This window comes from Methylocystis sp. JR02, from assembly GCF_030063565.1.
GTDB classification, from domain to species: domain Bacteria; phylum Pseudomonadota; class Alphaproteobacteria; order Rhizobiales; family Beijerinckiaceae; genus Methylocystis; species Methylocystis iwaonis.
Window position 1 is genome coordinate 2,058,851 of sequence record NZ_JASIRC010000001.1, and the last position, 15,159, is coordinate 2,074,009.

A 15,159-nucleotide genomic window follows, 5' to 3' on the forward strand; every position below is an offset into this window, starting at 1 on the left:
GCACCCCCCCCCCGGCATATGCGACCTACGCCGCCCCCTTCACATCCGGCGGCGTCGCCTCATCGGCGAGCTGCCTCAGCGCCTCGTCGATGCCGAGCTGCGTCTGCTGTTGCGAGCCAAAGCGGCGGATGGAGATGGTGCGTTCGGCCGCCTCCTTCTTGCCGGCGACGAGAAGCACGGGGACCTTGGCGAGCGAATGTTCGCGCACCTTATAGGTGATCTTCTCGTTGCGCGCGTCGACGTCGACATTGAGGCCGAGCTTACGCGCCGCCGCTGCCACCTCATAGGCGTAGTCGTCGGCCTCCTGCGTGATCGTGCAAATGACGATCTGCAGCGGCGAGAGCCACAGCGGCAGATGGCCGGCGTAATGCTCGATCAAAATGCCGGTGAAGCGCTCCAGCGAGCCGAACATCGCGCGGTGGATCATCACCGGAATCTTTTTCTCGCTGTCGGCGCCGATATAGAAAGCGCCGAAGCGCACCGGCAGGTTGAAGTCGACCTGCGTCGTGCCGCATTGCCATTCGCGGCCGATGGCGTCGCGCAGCGTATATTCGAGTTTCGGCCCGTAGAAAGCGCCTTCGCCCTCCTGAACGCCGGTCTTCAACCCGCGCTTGGCGAGCTCATCCAGCACACGGGACAAAGCGGATTCCGCCTTGTCCCAGGCTTCGTCGGAGCCCACGCGCTTCTCGGGCCGGGTCGAAAGCTTCACCACAACGTCGTCGAAGCCGAAGTCGCGATAGATGGTGAGGATGAGATCGTTGATCTTCAGCGCCTCGTCCATGATCTGGTCTTCGGAGCAGAAGATATGCGCGTCGTCCTGCGTGAAGGCGCGCACGCGCATCATGCCGTGCAGCGCGCCCGAGGGCTCGTAGCGATGCACGACGCCAAACTCGGCGATCTTCACCGGCAAGTCGCGGTAGGACTTCAAGCCGTTCTTGAAGATCTGCACATGGCCGGGGCAGTTCATCGGCTTGATCGCGAAGACGCGCTCGTCCTCCGTCTTGGTGACGAACATGTTCTCGCGATAGGTCTGCCAATGGCCGGAGGTCTCCCACAGCACGCGGTCGAGCACCTGCGGCGTGTTGACCTCCGTATATCCGGCGGCCTTCTGCTTGCGGCGCATGTAGGAGACGAGCGACTGGAAGAGCGTCCAGCCCTTGGGATGCCAGAAGATCGCGCCCGGTCCCTCCTCCTGGAAATGGAAGAGATCCATCTCACGGCCCAAACGCCGATGATCGCGGCGCTCGGCCTCCTCGAGGCGATGCAGATAGGCGTCCAACTCCTCCTGCGTCGTCCAGGCGGTGCCGTAGATGCGCGAGAGCATGGGCTTGGTGGAGTCGCCGCGCCAATAGGCGCCCGCGACCTTCATCAGCTTGAAGGCGTTGCCGATCTTGCCGACCGACGGCAGATGCGGGCCGCGGCAGAGATCGAGCCAGTGGCCCTGCTTATAGACGGAGAGCGGCTCGTCCGATTTGATGCTGTCGATCAACTCGCCCTTGAAGGTCTCGCCCTTGGCGATGAACCATGTCTTGGCGTGATCGCGGTCCCATTCCTCGCGCACGATCGGCGCGTCGCGGGCGATGATCTCGCGCATCTTCTTCTCGATGACGGGCAGGTCCTCGAGCGTGAAGGGTTCGGCGCGATGGAAATCGTAATAGAAGCCGTTCTCGATGACCGGGCCGATGGTGACCTGCGTGCCGGGGTAAAGCTCCTGCACGGCCTCGGCCAGCACATGGGCGGCGTCGTGGCGAATAAGCTCCAGCGCGCGGGGGTCGTCGCGCGAGACGAATTCGAGCTTTGCGTCCTTCTCGACCGGCTTCATCAGATCGACGAGCGCGCCGTCGAGCGTCATGGCGACGCTGCGCTTGGCCAGAGAGGGGGAGATGCTTTTGGCGATGTCGAAGCCCGTCACGCCGGCCTCGAACTGACGGGACGCCCCGTCGGGGAAAGTAACCGCAACCATATGACGCTCCTGTCGCGCTCATTCGCCGACACGGATCGGCGTGAGTCGCTCAGCGATGTGTGAAGGAGCGCGTTGTAACGCCGCGGGCGCGGCGGCGCAATCGAGGCCGCAGCCAGTCGGCCTCCGCCGCCGGCCTCTGCGCAAAAAACAACGCTTCACAATCTTGGGAATATTGCTTTCGAGCAGCCCGCCGGCCCCCCTCTGGTCGACGGTCTTGGTCGATGGTCTTGGAGGGGGGAAGCTACTCCTCCTCCCCCTCCTCCCGGTGCGCTTCGGAAACGGCCGAAGCGACGTCGGCGACCGAAAGGAACTCGTCCTTATCCACGTCCCTGAGAATGTCGCCCAGACTTTCGGAGCTGTCCTTCGTCCAGTTGACCTCCTCCTTGCCGTGCTCTCGGATGAGATCCTCCTTGGAGATCGGGAAGCTTGCGCCATGGAGCGCCTGCGTCACCGATGCGACGCCGAAGGCGAAGCCCTTCGCAGGTCCCTTATGGCCGCTGCCGCGACCCTCGCCCGTGTTTTCGGTCGTTCGAGGCATGATGTCCTCCTAGCGCGGCTAGTGCTTCTTGCCGCCCTTCGCGGGGCCGCCCTCGGAGCGCTTGCCTTCCTCGATGAGCTCCTTCACGCGCTGCCCACCCTTGTGGCCAAGCTCGGAATAGCCCTCGGGCCCCAGCTCTTCTTTGCGGATCTCGCCGCCCATCTTGCCGGCTTCCTTGACGGTCATCGGCTTGGCCGGCGACTTCCCGCCGCCCTGCGTTCCACTGTGTTTCTGCGGCATCTTCTGTTCCTTTCGCCGTTGCGGCGAAACCCAAGGATCAGGCTTCGCCGTCCTCCTCTTCATCCTGCGTGTTCTCGATGTCCTCGGCGCCTTCCGCGCGCTCGACCCGCTTGCCTTCCTCGACAAGCTGCTTCACGCGCTGGCCGCCCTTGTGGCCGCCGAGGCGTCCCGCCTCCTCGACCGTCATCTGCCCGTGCCGAACCGGCGGCTTCTCGGGCTCAGTGTGCTTCTGCGGCATGATGGCCTCCTTCTCCTGTGGCCCACCGTCAGTGGCGCTGCTTGGGTTGGGCGCCCTTGCCCGTCGACTGTTCCTGTTCTTTCTCCTTGCCTTCCTCGATCAGCTCCTTGACCCGCTGACCGCCCTTATGGCCGCCCTTCTCGCCGCCGAGGTGGCCGGCTTCCTGGACGGTCATCTTTCCCTTGCCGGCCTTCCCGGGTTCCTGACCAGATTGCCGCTGGGCCATCTCGCTTCTCCTTCAAAAGTCGGCGTCAGTGGCGCGGTTTGCCGCGAGGGCTTTCCTCGCCGCCTTCTTCCTCCTCGCCAGCGCCCTCGCCTTCGGCGCGCTTGCCTTCCTCGATGAGCTGCTTCACGCGCTGCCCGCCTTTGTGGCCGAGTTCGGAGTATCCCTCAGGACCGAGCTGCTCCTTGCGCGCTTCGCCGCCCATCTTGCCGAGTTCGGAATAGCCTTCCGGGCCGAGCTGCTCTTTGCGCGCCTCGCCGCCCTTCTTACCCATTTCCGAATAGCCCTCGTGGCCGAGCTGCTCCTTGCGGACCTCGCCGCCCATCTTGCCGATCTCGGAATAGCCTTCCGGGCCGAGCTCTTCCTTGCGGATCTCGCCGCCCATCTTGCCGGCTTCCTGAACCGTCATGGTGCCCTTGGACTTCTCGGTTCCTTTTCCCTGTTCCGTGCCGTGACTGCGTGGCATGTTGACCTCCCGTTTCCACCGCTGCGCTGGAAGTTCGAGGGCTCTTTTCAGCCCCTGCCGTAGCCGGTCAGCGCATCCTTCCAGCCGAGCAGCCTCTCATCCGGTTGCCAGAGCGCCGGCGCTTCAGAGACTGAAACGCCGGTCGCGATCGCCGGACGATCGAAGCGATCAGCGCTAGATCGTTTGCGCGTTGGGCATGGGAAGTAAGTACGAATACGTAGCAAGACGTTCATATGGGCAGATCGCCGGCCCCGCTTCCGCAAGACAGGTTTTTTCTTGTTTGCCAGTATGTTTGCACAGCGCGCCAGCGCGACCTTTTTGCTTGGCCGCGCGTTGAAGGGCGCATGAACCCGACAGACGAGCGACTGCACGCCGGCGCAAAACGCACCGTCTACGAACGCGCCTTCTCTTACTTTTCGCCCAATTGGCCCTGGATCGCGACGCTGGTCTTCCTCATCGGCGTTTCCGTGGGCGTCGGATTATTGGAAGCCTGGCCGCTTGCCGTCCTCGTCGACTCGGTGCTGACAACGGAGCCGAAAGGCGGCTGGCTGCACGGCTATTTTCTCGCCGTCCTGCCAGAGGACAAGCCGGGGCAGATTGTCGGCCTCGTCATTATCGGCCTCTCTCTGCAGATCATCGGCTATTCGGCCTGGATGGTGCGGATGATGATCAATTTTTACCTGAACTATTGGGGCACCACGCGCGTGCGCGCCGATCTTTTCGGCAAGCTGCAACGGCTCGATCTGGGCTATCACCAATCGCGCCCGCTGGGCGACTCCATCTACCGCCTGACCACCGACGCCTTCGGACCGTGGGGCGTCGTCGACATTATGATCGGCACCTCCGTTGCGGCCGTAACGCTTACCGTCATGACGGCCATCCTGCTGTCGCGCAGCGCGCCGCTCACTTTCGCAGCCTATGCAGTGGCTCCGCTGATCTTGTGGAGCAACTGGCGTTTCGGCATGCGCATCCACCAGCGCGCGCTCGAGTCGAAGCAGATCGACGCCGATCTCACCGCGCATATCCAGCAGGCGATGTCGCGCGTGCCGCTGTCGCAGGCCTTCCGACGCGAGCCCTTCGAGTTCCGCCGCTTCGAGAACGCCGTCGCGCGCAGCGTAAAGGCGCTATTGCGACTGAACTGGCAGGAGCAGCTCTATCCGCTCGCGCGCGACATTATCCTCTCGATCGGCGGCGCGATCATTCTCGGCTATGGCGGTTGGCTCGTGTATCATGACCAGTTTCTCGCGCCGACGCCGGACGGCATGACGGTCGGGGCGCTGATCATTTTCATGGATTATTTGCGTAAGCTTTGGGACCCTCTGAAATGGCTCGCCGAGTTTTTCTCGAAAATTCGCACATTCGAAGCCGCCGCGCGGCGTGTGTTTTTCGTCCTGGACGAGCCTGAGGCGATCAAGGACAGGCCGGACGCACAACCGCTGCCGCCGCGCCCGCGACGTCTCTCTTTCGACCATGTTTCCTTCGCCTATCGGCGCGACTGCCCGGTGCTGTCGGACATCACGGCCACAGTCGCGCCGGGCGAGATGGTCGCTTTTGTTGGGCCGAGCGGCGTTGGCAAAAGCTCGCTGCTCAAGTTGATGCTGCGTTTTCACGACCCGTCTCGCGGCGCCGTGCGGCTCGACGGCCTCGACATACGCCGAGCGCGTCTCGTCGATCTGCGCGCGCATTTCGCCTTCGTGACACAAGACAATCTCGTGCTTCCGACAAGCGTCGCCGAGAACATCGCCTATGGAAGGCCGTCGGCGAGCAACGCGGATATCGAAGACGCCGCAGCGCTCGCAGGCGCGGCGGAGTTCATCGACGCGCTCCCGGAGGGTTACAACACAGTGCTCAGCGAAGGGGGCGCCAATCTCTCCGGCGGCCAACGACAGCGCCTCGCGATTGCAAGAGCGCTGGTGAGCGAAGCGCCCTTCCTCGTCCTAGACGAACCGACGAGCGCGCTCGATCCCGAAAACGAGCTGCGGCTGATCGACACTCTGCACCGCCTCAAGAGACGCCGCACCGTCCTGCTCGTCACCCATCGGCTCGATTCAGTGGTGGACTGCGATCAGGTCTTTGCGATGCACGCCGGGCGGATCGTCGAAACTGGCACGCATGCGCAGCTTCTGGCGCAGGGCGGCGCCTATGCGCGGCTCTGGCGCCGGCAGACAGACGACAAGGCCGCTCGCCGCGCTAAACGCGGCGCCGGCGCTGGGCGCAAAGGCCGGGACGCCAAAGTTGCGACGGCCGAACAAGAAGTTGCTGCCAAAGTCTATAGAACTAGTTGACTATAGTCCGGATTGGCGCTAGCACTGCGTCAACATGGCTTTTTCAGAACGCGATCTGCCCGCTGACCAGCAAGGGGCCACGCATATGACGCTTCAGGATCTCACGCTTTTGCCGAAACCCCAGAGGACAGCCAGAAGCTCGACGTCGAAACCGCAAGCCGACGTTATCCAGGCCCTCATTCCCAAGGCCGAGGAGGCCGAGCATTTTCTGAAAGCGATCGCCAATGCGCATCGGCTCATGGTTTTGTGCGAGCTGCATAAGGGCGAAATTTGCGTCACCGATTTGCAGGAGGCCGTTGGGCTGAGCCAATCCGCGCTCTCGCAGCATCTCGCGAGATTGCGGCAGGACGGCCTTGTGGCGACGCGGCGCGACTCTCGCACAATCTATTATTCGCTCGCGGACGAGCGCGTGCAACGCGTGATCGCGCTGCTGCACGACGTCTTTTGCGGGAGATAATTATGCAGGCGCGCGGCGACGCGACTCCGAACACTTAATCGCTTCTGCATCTCGCAGGCTTTTGTCATTCCCGGCGGGCTGAAAGCCCGACCGGGAAGCCAGAGCCACAAGAACGCAGGTTTTGCTCTGGATTCCCGATCGCTCGCTTTGCGAGCGTCGGGAATACAGCGAGCCAACCAGCAGATTTCGTATCAGTGAAGGATGGGCGCTTTCAGCGCCTCGAGTTGCGCGAGCGACAGGCGGAAGAGTCCACGCGCGCCGCAGCGCGTCTGGAATCTGTCTCCCGCGCGCCCGCATAGCCGCTTGAACCATTCGTCCTTATCGAGACCGTCGGGGCATTCGGCGATTTCCCAAACCTTGCCATCCGGCCGGAAGCGCACATGGATCAGGACAGTCGCGTCTTGAAGAGCGACGCCGCTCGCAAAAGCGTTGGGTTGCTCTTCGGCGGGGGCGGCGCCGGGAAGCGTTTGCGTGGACTGTAAGGCGCGTTGTTCAACCAGATCGGTCATGGATGCGTTCCGTCATCAAGGTTGCGCGCCGATGGTCAAGAGAGCAGCGTCCGATCTTCTCTCCCGGCCCAGCTTTGGAGGCCGCCCGCCAGCGCTATATAGACACGCAACATAGTGGCGCATGTCCGAGATTTAGCCAAGCGGGCGGAGCGCTCAAATATTGAGCTTTTTATAATAGTTCCAAGAAGAAGCCGCGCCGGTCAATCGTGCAATCCCGGCGCTTCATAGCCCGCGCGCGCAACATATTCCGTATAGCCCCCATCATATTTATGAACGCCCTCGGGCGTCAGCTCGAGAACGCGATTTGAAAGCGCCCCCAGGAAGCGGCGATCATGCGAGACGAAGAGCATCGCGCCCTCATATTCGGCGAGCGCGGCGATGAGCATCTCTTTTGTCGCGAGATCGAGATGGTTCGTGGGCTCGTCGAGCACGAGGAAATTCGGCGGATCGTAAAGCATCTTGGCCATCACGAGCCGCGCCTTCTCCCCTCCAGAGAGAAAATTGCACTTCTTCTCCGCGTCGTCGCCGGAAAAGCCGAAACAGCCGGCGAGCGTGCGCAGCGACCCCTGCCCCGCCTGCGGGAAAGTATATTCCAGCTCCTCGAAAACCGTGCGGTCGCCGTCGAGAAGCTCCATGGCATGCTGGGCGAAGTAACCCATTTTCACGCTGGCGCCGATGGTCACCGCGCCGTCGTCCGGCTGCGCCGCGCCTGCGATGAGCTTGAGCAGCGTCGACTTCCCGGCCCCGTTGACGCCCATCACCGCCCAGCGCTCCTTGCGGCGTACCGCGAAATCGAGCCCTTCATAGATACGGCGGCTTCCGTAGCTCTTGTGCACGCTCTTCAGCGTCGCGACATCCTCCCCCGAGCGCGGCGCGGGTCGGAATTCGAAGAGAATGGTCTGGCGGCGCTTCGGCGGCTCGATCTTCTCGATTTTGTCGAGCTTCTTCACGCGGCTCTGCACCTGCGCCGCGTGTGAGGCGCGCGCCTTGAAGCGCTCGATGAATTTGATCTCCTTGGCGAGCATCGCCTGCTGACGCTCGAATTGCGCCTGCTGCTGCTTTTCGTTGAGCGCGCGCTGCTGCTCATAGAATTCGTAATCGCCGGAATAGGTGTTCAGCGCGCCGCCGTCGATCTCGATGACCTTCGACACGATGCGATTCATGAATTCGCGATCGTGCGAGGTCATCAGCAGCGCGCCCTCGTAGCCTTTCAGAAAGGCCTCGAGCCAGATGAGGCTTTCGATGTCGAGATGGTTGCTCGGCTCGTCGAGCAGCATGGCGTCCGGGCGCATGAGCAGGATGCGGGCGAGCGCGACGCGCATCTTCCATCCGCCGGACAGCGCGCCAACATCGCCGTCCATCATCTCCTGGCTGAAGTTGAGGCCGGCGAGAACCTCGCGCGCGCGCCCGTCCAACGCATAGCCGTCGAGCTCCTCGAAGCGGCCCTGCACCTCGCCATAGCGTTCGATGATCGCGTCCATATCGTCGGCGCGGTCGGGATCGGCCATGGCGGCCTCGAGCTCCCGCAGCTCCGCGGCGACGGCGCTGACGGGCCCCGCCCCGTCCATCACCTCTGCCACGGCGCTGCGGCCCGACATTTCGCCGACTTCCTGATTGAAATAGCCGATCGTGACCCCGCGATCAGTCGAGACCTGGCCTTCGTCTGGCAGCTCGCGGCCCGAGATCATCCGAAACAGCGTCGTCTTGCCGGCGCCGTTCGGGCCGACAAGGCCGGCTTTTTCCCCTTTCAGGAGCGCCGCGGACGCCTCGACGAAAAGGATCTGGGAGCCGTTCTGCTTGCTGATGTTTTCCACGCGAATCATAGGGGCCCTTGTCACGGAGGGAGCTGTGCGACTTACGACGCCGCAGCCTTTCCGGATGAAAGCGGGCCCGTCAGAAGCTGGGAGCGCGGTTTTACGCCTAAAACCGCCGCCCCGGCGGCGCCGGATGGCAGGTCAGAACGGCGATCTCGTCGCCATTATCGTATTTCATTTCGCCGCGCGCGACGTCAAGTGTGTTGCGCACGTGCTGCTCGCGGCATTTTTTGGCGCCGTCCTCCATGCAGAGCCGGTCCGTGCCGAAGGTGACGAGGCTCTTGTCGAGGCCCATCACATAGACGACCTTTTCCTTGCGCCCGTATTTGTCCGGCCCGGAAATATAGGAGTCGCCCTGCTTATATTCCTCGGCGACCCCTTCGCCCCACATGATCTGCAAAAACTGCCGGTCGGTGTCGATATCGACCATCGCTGTCTGGTTTGACCGCGCGCAATCGAGATGAATTTCGGTGGCGCCAGCCGCCGCCGGGATAAGCGCACAGCAAATGGCGTAAGCGAAAGTCCTGCCCATCGCGATTTCCCCTCGCCGGCCTATTTGCCTTCCAGATTTTGCTTCTGCTCCAGGCAGGCGTCGAGCTGCGCGCGGCTCAGCTCCCAATAGGAGGCGCCGCAGAGGGCTTGATAGCGGCTGCTGTTGAAGAAGGACCAGAGATTATAGGCGCCAAGAAGCAGCGCGAGAACAAATGCAACTTTCCAGATTGTGTTGAAGCGCGTGATCGGGTCGGCTTCTGGCTTCGTCATGGCTGCCTCCATGGTCTCAATGTTAGGCGTCCGCGGCCGTCCGTCAATCCAGCGTCTGGCGGAAGCGCATGACGGCAATGCTCATTGCGACAAGCGCGAACAGCGCCAGCGCGCCGGCGTCCGTCGCGAGATCGACGAAGCCCGAGCCTTTCAACATCACAGCGCGCACGATTCGCAAAAAATGGGTGAGCGGCAGCGCCTCGCCGATATATTGCGCCCAGACCGGCATGCCATAGAAGGGAAAGAGGAAGCCCGAGAGCAGCATGCTCGGCAGAAAGAAAAAGAACGTCATTTGGATCGCCTGGAGCTGATTCTCGGCGATGGTCGAAAGCGTGTAGCCCATCGACAGATTGGCGATAATGAACAGCAGCGTCAGCGGCACGAGCACGAAGAGCGAGCCGACGATCGGAACCTGGAAGAGAAAGCGCGCGACGATCAGAATCGTGGCCATCTGCACGGCGCCGACCAAAACATAGGGCGTGATCTTGCCGAGCATGATTTCGACGGGCTTCACCGGCATAGCGAGCAGCGCTTCCATCGTGCCGCGCTCCGTCTCGCGCGTGACGGATAGCGCCGTATAGATCAGCATCGTCATGGTGAGGATGGTGCCGATGAGCCCCGGCACAATATTGCGGCGCGCTTCTCCCGCCGGATTGTAGCGGCGCTGCACCTGCAAATCGAAGGGCGGCGCGTTTTGGGCGAGCGATGCGAGCGGTCCGGTGAGTTCGCGATCCAGCGCCTGATTGGCGGCGCCGGCAGCCGCCGCAACGGCGCCGATGGTCGCAGTGGGGTCAGTGGCATCCGCGATGACAAGGAGCGAAGGACGCTCGCCGCGCACCAGCCGGCGCGAGAAATCTGGCGGGATCTGGATGACGAAGAGCGCGCGGTTCGAGAGGATCAACGCATCGGCGTCCTCTTCTCCCTTCGCAACATATTTGACGTCGAAATAGTCCGTCGCCCGCAAGGCGCCGAGGAGCGCGCGCGCAATCGGGCTGTCGTCGCTCATCAGCACTGCGGTGGGCAAATGCTTTGGGTCCGTGTTGATCGCAAACCCGAAGAGCAGCAATTGCATGAGCGGAATGCCGACGATCATGGCGAGCGTCGGTCGGTCGCGGCGGAGCTGAATAAACTCTTTCACGAACATGGCGACGAGCCGCTGCCAGGATTGCGCGAGGCGCCCCCGCCGCGCGGGTCTCGCATCCATGCGTCTCGGCGCTTGCGTCATTGGCCGTTCCGGTGGTTGCGCGTCATCAGGTCGATGAAGACATCTTCCAGCGTCGGCTGGTCATGCGTCCAGCGATGGCTCGCGTTGGCGTAGCGCGCGGCGACCGCCTCCATCGCGCCGGCATCGCGACCGCCGACATGCAAGGCCGCGCCGAAACGCGCGACCATGTCGACGCCCGGCGCATGTTTCAATTCGGCCGCCAAAGCGTCGAGCCCTTCGCCGGTGACGACATAGGTCGTGAGCCCTGCGTTGCGCACAATGTCCTCGATCGTGCCCGAGACCAGCAGTTTCCCATCGAGAATATAAGCGATCTCGTGACAGCGCTCGGCCTCGTCCATGTAATGCGTCGAGACGAGCACGGTCAGGCCTTCATTGGCGAGATTGTGGATCTCGTCCCAGAAATCGCGGCGGGCTTTCGGATCGACGCCGGCCGTCGGCTCGTCCAGCAGAAGCAGCGAAGGCCCCGGCAAAATGCAGGCGCCGAGCGCGAGCCGCTGTTTCCAGCCGCCGGAGAGCTCGCCCGCAAGCTGGCCCGCCCGCGCCGTGAGCCCAAGCCGCTCCAGCGCCGCCTGCGCCATGTCTTCCGGCGCCTCGAGACCATAGATGCGCGCGACAAATTCAAGGTTCTCGCGGATGGTGAGGTCGCGATACAGCGAGAAGCCCTGGGTCATGTAGCCGACCTGGCGCTTGATCTCGTCCTGCTGCGTGCGGATGTCGAGGCCGAGGCAACGCCCCTCGCCGCCATCGGGCGTCAACAGGCCGCACAGCATGCGGATCGTCGTCGTTTTGCCGCTGCCGTTGGGGCCTAGGAAGCCTTGGATATGGCCACGACGAACGCGCAGGGTGAAATTATCGACGACCTTCTTCTCGCCGAAGATTTTGGTGAGGCCCGAGACGTCGATCGCAATATCGGGCGAGGCCGATTCTGTCATTGCCCGCCCGCCTCTCAACCGCCATGGCCGGGCTTGTCCCGGCCATCCACGCCCCGAAGCTGCAAAGACCTTGATGGCATGGCGACCGCGCCGCGGCTGCCTCGCGTGGATGCCCGGCACAAGGCCGGGCATGACGCCGAGAGGTTTCCGGCAACAACCAAAAACAGCGGCTTTCTCATTTTCCCACCTCCGCCGCTTCCGCAAGTGGCGTCACCGAAACCGGCATTCCCAAAGGCAGCTCCCGCGCCTTCCCTTCGAGCCGCGCCTCCACTTTGAAAACGAGTTTCGCCCGCTCGACATCGCTGAAGATCACCGGCGGCGTATACTCCTGCCGGCTCGCAACGAATGAAATGCGGCCGTAGAGATCGCCCGGACAGCCGTCGCATTGCACCCGCGCGCGCCCACCGAGCCTGACGCCGGCGAGACGCGGCTCCGGCACGTAGAACCGCACCTTGCGGTTCTCCGGCGGCAGCAGCGCCACCACGGGTTGGCCGGCGTTCACCACTTCGCCGGGTCGAAAAAACACATCCTGCACCACCCCGCCGGCCGGCGCGACGACATTCTGGCGGCCGATGCGAATGTCGATCGCCTGCAATTGCGCATGTGCCTGATTGAGCGATGCCTGCGCCGCCTCGATTTCCTGCGTGCGCCCCGGAATCCGCGCCGCCTCCACCTGTCGCCGCGCCTCCTTCACGCTGGCCTCGTCGCGCCTCAGCGCCATTTCGGCGCGGTCGAGTGTGGACTTCGGAATGTCGCCGGTGGCGAAAAGCTTGCGCTGGCGATCGTAATCATTGCGCGACAAGGTGAGCGATGCCTCGGCGCGCTCCAGCGCGGCTTGCAGCACCGCGATCTGCTGCGGGCGGTTGATGGCCGCCTGGAGGTTCTGCACCTGCGCCTCGAGCTGGCCGATGCGCGCGACGGCTTCGGCGCGGCTGCGATCGAGAAGCGTGGTCGACATGTCGAACAACCGATCGCCGGGTTTCACGACGGAGCCGGCCGCAACGAAAAGCTGCGCCAGCCGCTCGCCTTCATTGGGGCCAATGTAGAGGGTTTCACCTTCCACGTAGCCAAGGAAGGCAATCTGCCGCGCCCCATTATTGCGCGTGAGGCCCCACCAAAGACCGGCGAGCACGATGACGAGAACGAGGAGCGCGACGAGTCGCCTCATGCGCCCGCCCTTTCGAGCAAGACGCCGACACGCAGCAAGCCGATCGTCGCAAGAAGAAGGAGAAGCGCCGTCGCTGGCCCCGCCGCAGCGAAGACGCGCGGGGAGAGATAATCCTCGCCGAGCGACTTGCCCATAAGGAAAACGCCGCTCGGCAAAACGAGCGCGAGAGCCGTCGCGCTGCCGGGCATATAGCTTCGACGCGCGAGGCTGAGAGCCAGATGAGGCGCGACGGCGTTAACGCTCATTGCCAGCGCCAGGCCACAAATCAGATAAGCGCCCAAGCTATGCGCGCCGCCGCCAATCGCAAGCGCGCCCGCCGCGCCAAAAAGCAGGGTGAGCGCCGCCGCGGCAAAGCGAAATGCGCGGGGCGGAACCGAGGCGAGAGGAGGAAAGCCCGAGAATCCGGGCAACCAGATCGCCTCTTCCAGATTGTGCAATGCAGTCGCCGCGATAAACAACCAGACTGCGGCAGGCCAGGAGAGGCAAGAAAACATCGGTTGATCGCCTCCGAGCCGCCCAATCCGCCGACTCCAGGGCCTAGTTTTGGCGCGCCGCGAAGAAAAAGGCTAGAGTGCCGCCGACGCTGCGCGAAAAGGACGCGAAAAGGGATCGGAAATGTCTGAAGAGATTACGGAATTGCCCGAGCGCGAGGGCATGGACTACGATGTCGCGATCGTCGGCGCAGGACCGGCCGGCCTCGCCGCCGCGATTCGACTCAAGCAGGTCGCGCCCGATCTTTCCGTCGTCGTCATCGAAAAAGGCTCCGAGCCCGGCGCGCATATTCTCTCCGGCGCCGTCATCGATCCCATCGGCCTCGATCGCCTCCTCCCCTCCTGGCGGTCGCACGACGAAGCGCCGTTGAAGACGCAGGTGCACGACGACCAGTTCCTGCTGCTTTCCGAGAAGGGCGGCTTCCGCATCCCCAATATTTTGATGCCGAAGCTGATGAATAACCACGGCAATTTCATCGGCTCGCTCGGCAATGTCGTGCGCTTCTTGGCCTCGGAGGCCGAGGCGCTGGGCGTGGAAATCTATCCCGGCTTCGCGGGCGCCGAGATTCTCTACGGCGACAAGGGCGAGGTGCTCGGCGTCGCCACGGGCGACATGGGCGTCGACCGCGACGGGACGCCAAAGGACAGCTTCACCCGCGGCATGGAGCTGCGCGCCAAATATACGCTCTTCGCGGAAGGCGCGCGCGGCTCTCTGTCGAAACAAGTGCTCGCCAAATACGATCTCTGCAAGAACAGCGACGTGCAGAAATTTGGCATCGGCTTCAAGGAGCTGTGGCGCATCCCCAAGGAGAAGCACCACCCCGGCCGCGTGCAGCATTCCTTCGGCTGGCCTCTGCAGTCCGACACGGGCGGCGGCTCCTTCCTCTATCATTTCGAGGATGGGCTGGTGTCGGTCGGCTTTGTCGTCCACCTGAACTATTCGAACCCGACCCTCTCGCCCTTCGACGAATTCCAGCGCTTCAAATGCCACCCGATGGTCGCGCCGACGCTGGAAGGCGGCGAGCGTCTCGCCTATGGCGCGCGCGCGCTTACCGAAGGCGGCTGGCAGAGCGTGCCCAAGCTCGTTTTCCCCGGCGGCGCGCTGATCGGCTGCGCGGCAGGCTTCATGAATGTGCCGCGCATCAAGGGCTCTCACAACGCCATTCTCTCAGGCATGCTCGCGGCCGAGCATGTGGCCGCGGCGATCGCGGAAGGCCGCGCGCATGACGAGGTGAGCGCTTACGACGCCGCCTGGCGCGCGTCGGATATCGGCCGCGACCTCAAGCCGGTGCGAAACGTCAAGCCCATCTGGTCCAAGCTCGGCACTTATCTCGGGGCGCCGCTCTTTGGCCTCGACATGTGGACGAATGAGCTCTTCGGCTTCTCGTTCTTCGGCACGGTTAAGCACGGCAAGCCGGACCATGCCTGCCTGAAGCCGCTCTCGGAAGTCACCCCGATCGTCTATCAGAAGCTCACGCAGAAACCGGCTTTCGATAAGCTCTCCTCGGTCTTCGTCTCGAACACCAACCACGAGGAAGACCAGCCGGTGCATCTCAAGCTGGCCGACCCGTCGATTCCGATCGAGCAAAACCTGCCGATCTATGGCGAGCCGGCGCGGCTCTATTGCCCGGCGGGCGTCTATGAAGTCGTCTATGGCGACGAGGAGGCGAAGGCCGATCCGCGCTTCGTGATCAACGCGCAAAATTGCGTGCACTGCAAGACCTGCGACATCAAGGACCCGGCGCAGAACATTACCTGGGTGCCGCCGGAAGGCGGCGGCGGGCCGAACTATCCGAATATGTGAGGCCGCTCGGACGGCTTGTCATTCCCGGCGAGCTGAAAGCCCGA

General features: G+C 63.3%; 17 protein-coding genes. 3 read left to right on the forward strand and 14 right to left on the reverse strand.

The window, feature by feature from the left end:
* Positions 1 to 25: 25 nt before the first annotated feature.
* The 6 genes from thrS to QNA11_RS09790 form a co-directional block, all read right to left on the reverse strand.
* Complete coding sequence (thrS, locus tag QNA11_RS09765) at positions 26 to 1,963, reverse strand: threonine--tRNA ligase (RefSeq protein WP_283482879.1); 1,938 nt, start codon at positions 1,961 to 1,963, stop codon at positions 26 to 28.
* 241 nt (positions 1,964 to 2,204) lie between these two features.
* Positions 2,205 to 2,501 (reverse strand): DUF5789 family protein, encoded by a 297-nt coding sequence (locus QNA11_RS09770; protein ID WP_202074184.1) that lies wholly within the window; start codon positions 2,499 to 2,501, stop codon positions 2,205 to 2,207.
* An 18-nt stretch (positions 2,502 to 2,519) separates the two neighbouring features.
* Positions 2,520 to 2,741, reverse strand: coding sequence for a hypothetical protein (locus tag QNA11_RS09775; RefSeq protein ID WP_281928848.1), 222 nt, complete (start codon positions 2,739 to 2,741; stop codon positions 2,520 to 2,522).
* Positions 2,742 to 2,778: 37 nt separating this feature from the next.
* Complete coding sequence (locus QNA11_RS09780; protein ID WP_202074182.1) at positions 2,779 to 2,979, reverse strand: hypothetical protein; 201 nt, start codon at positions 2,977 to 2,979, stop codon at positions 2,779 to 2,781.
* 28 nt (positions 2,980 to 3,007) lie between these two features.
* Positions 3,008 to 3,205, reverse strand: a complete 198-nt coding sequence (locus tag QNA11_RS09785; protein ID WP_202074181.1) for a hypothetical protein — start codon at positions 3,203 to 3,205, stop codon at positions 3,008 to 3,010.
* 25 nt (positions 3,206 to 3,230) lie between these two features.
* Entirely contained in the window at positions 3,231 to 3,668 is a 438-nt protein-coding gene (locus QNA11_RS09790; protein WP_246744988.1) for a KGG domain-containing protein, read from the reverse strand.
* Positions 3,669 to 4,012: 344 nt separating this feature from the next.
* On the opposite strand from QNA11_RS09790, the gene QNA11_RS09795 reads away from it, so the two are divergent.
* Together QNA11_RS09795 and QNA11_RS09800 are read left to right on the forward strand one after the other, a co-directional pair.
* Positions 4,013 to 5,953, forward strand: a complete 1,941-nt coding sequence (locus QNA11_RS09795) for an ABC transporter ATP-binding protein (protein ID WP_283482880.1) — start codon at positions 4,013 to 4,015, stop codon at positions 5,951 to 5,953.
* Between the two features lie 85 nt (positions 5,954 to 6,038).
* Positions 6,039 to 6,410, forward strand: coding sequence for an ArsR/SmtB family transcription factor (locus QNA11_RS09800; RefSeq protein WP_283482881.1), 372 nt, complete (start codon positions 6,039 to 6,041; stop codon positions 6,408 to 6,410).
* A 191-nt stretch (positions 6,411 to 6,601) separates the two neighbouring features.
* On the opposite strand, the gene QNA11_RS09805 is transcribed toward QNA11_RS09800, so the two are convergent.
* The 8 genes from QNA11_RS09805 to QNA11_RS09840 all read right to left on the reverse strand — a co-directional run bounded on the left by QNA11_RS09805 (position 6,602) and on the right by QNA11_RS09840 (position 13,314).
* Positions 6,602 to 6,919, reverse strand: a complete 318-nt coding sequence (locus QNA11_RS09805; protein WP_283482882.1) for a hypothetical protein — start codon at positions 6,917 to 6,919, stop codon at positions 6,602 to 6,604.
* 200 nt (positions 6,920 to 7,119) lie between these two features.
* Positions 7,120 to 8,742, reverse strand: a complete 1,623-nt coding sequence (locus QNA11_RS09810) for an ABC-F family ATP-binding cassette domain-containing protein (protein ID WP_283482883.1) — start codon at positions 8,740 to 8,742, stop codon at positions 7,120 to 7,122.
* Between the two features lie 97 nt (positions 8,743 to 8,839).
* Positions 8,840 to 9,265 (reverse strand): hypothetical protein, encoded by a 426-nt coding sequence (locus QNA11_RS09815; RefSeq protein ID WP_283482884.1) that lies wholly within the window; start codon positions 9,263 to 9,265, stop codon positions 8,840 to 8,842.
* 20 nt (positions 9,266 to 9,285) lie between these two features.
* On the reverse strand, positions 9,286 to 9,495 hold the full coding sequence (locus tag QNA11_RS09820; RefSeq protein WP_283482885.1) for a hypothetical protein: 210 nt from the start codon (positions 9,493 to 9,495) through the stop codon (positions 9,286 to 9,288).
* 43 nt (positions 9,496 to 9,538) lie between these two features.
* A complete protein-coding gene (locus tag QNA11_RS09825) occupies positions 9,539 to 10,699 on the reverse strand; it encodes an ABC transporter permease (protein ID WP_283484192.1) in 1,161 nt (386 codons plus the stop codon).
* A gap of 17 nt (positions 10,700 to 10,716) precedes the next feature.
* Positions 10,717 to 11,652 (reverse strand): ABC transporter ATP-binding protein, encoded by a 936-nt coding sequence (locus QNA11_RS09830; RefSeq protein WP_283482886.1) that lies wholly within the window; start codon positions 11,650 to 11,652, stop codon positions 10,717 to 10,719.
* A gap of 175 nt (positions 11,653 to 11,827) precedes the next feature.
* Positions 11,828 to 12,820, reverse strand: a complete 993-nt coding sequence (locus QNA11_RS09835; protein ID WP_283482887.1) for an HlyD family secretion protein — start codon at positions 12,818 to 12,820, stop codon at positions 11,828 to 11,830.
* Entirely contained in the window at positions 12,817 to 13,314 is a 498-nt protein-coding gene (locus QNA11_RS09840) for an HXXEE domain-containing protein (RefSeq protein ID WP_283482889.1), read from the reverse strand. The genes QNA11_RS09835 and QNA11_RS09840 overlap by 4 nt, the downstream gene beginning before the upstream one ends.
* Positions 13,315 to 13,435: 121 nt before the next feature.
* Here QNA11_RS09840 and QNA11_RS09845 point away from each other — a divergent pair, with 121 nt between their 5' ends.
* Positions 13,436 to 15,115 carry an electron transfer flavoprotein-ubiquinone oxidoreductase gene (locus QNA11_RS09845; RefSeq protein ID WP_283482890.1) on the forward strand — a complete coding sequence of 560 codons (1,680 nt, stop codon included), beginning with the start codon at positions 13,436 to 13,438 and terminating at the stop codon, positions 15,113 to 15,115.
* The last annotated feature ends 44 nt before the right edge of the window (positions 15,116 to 15,159 follow it).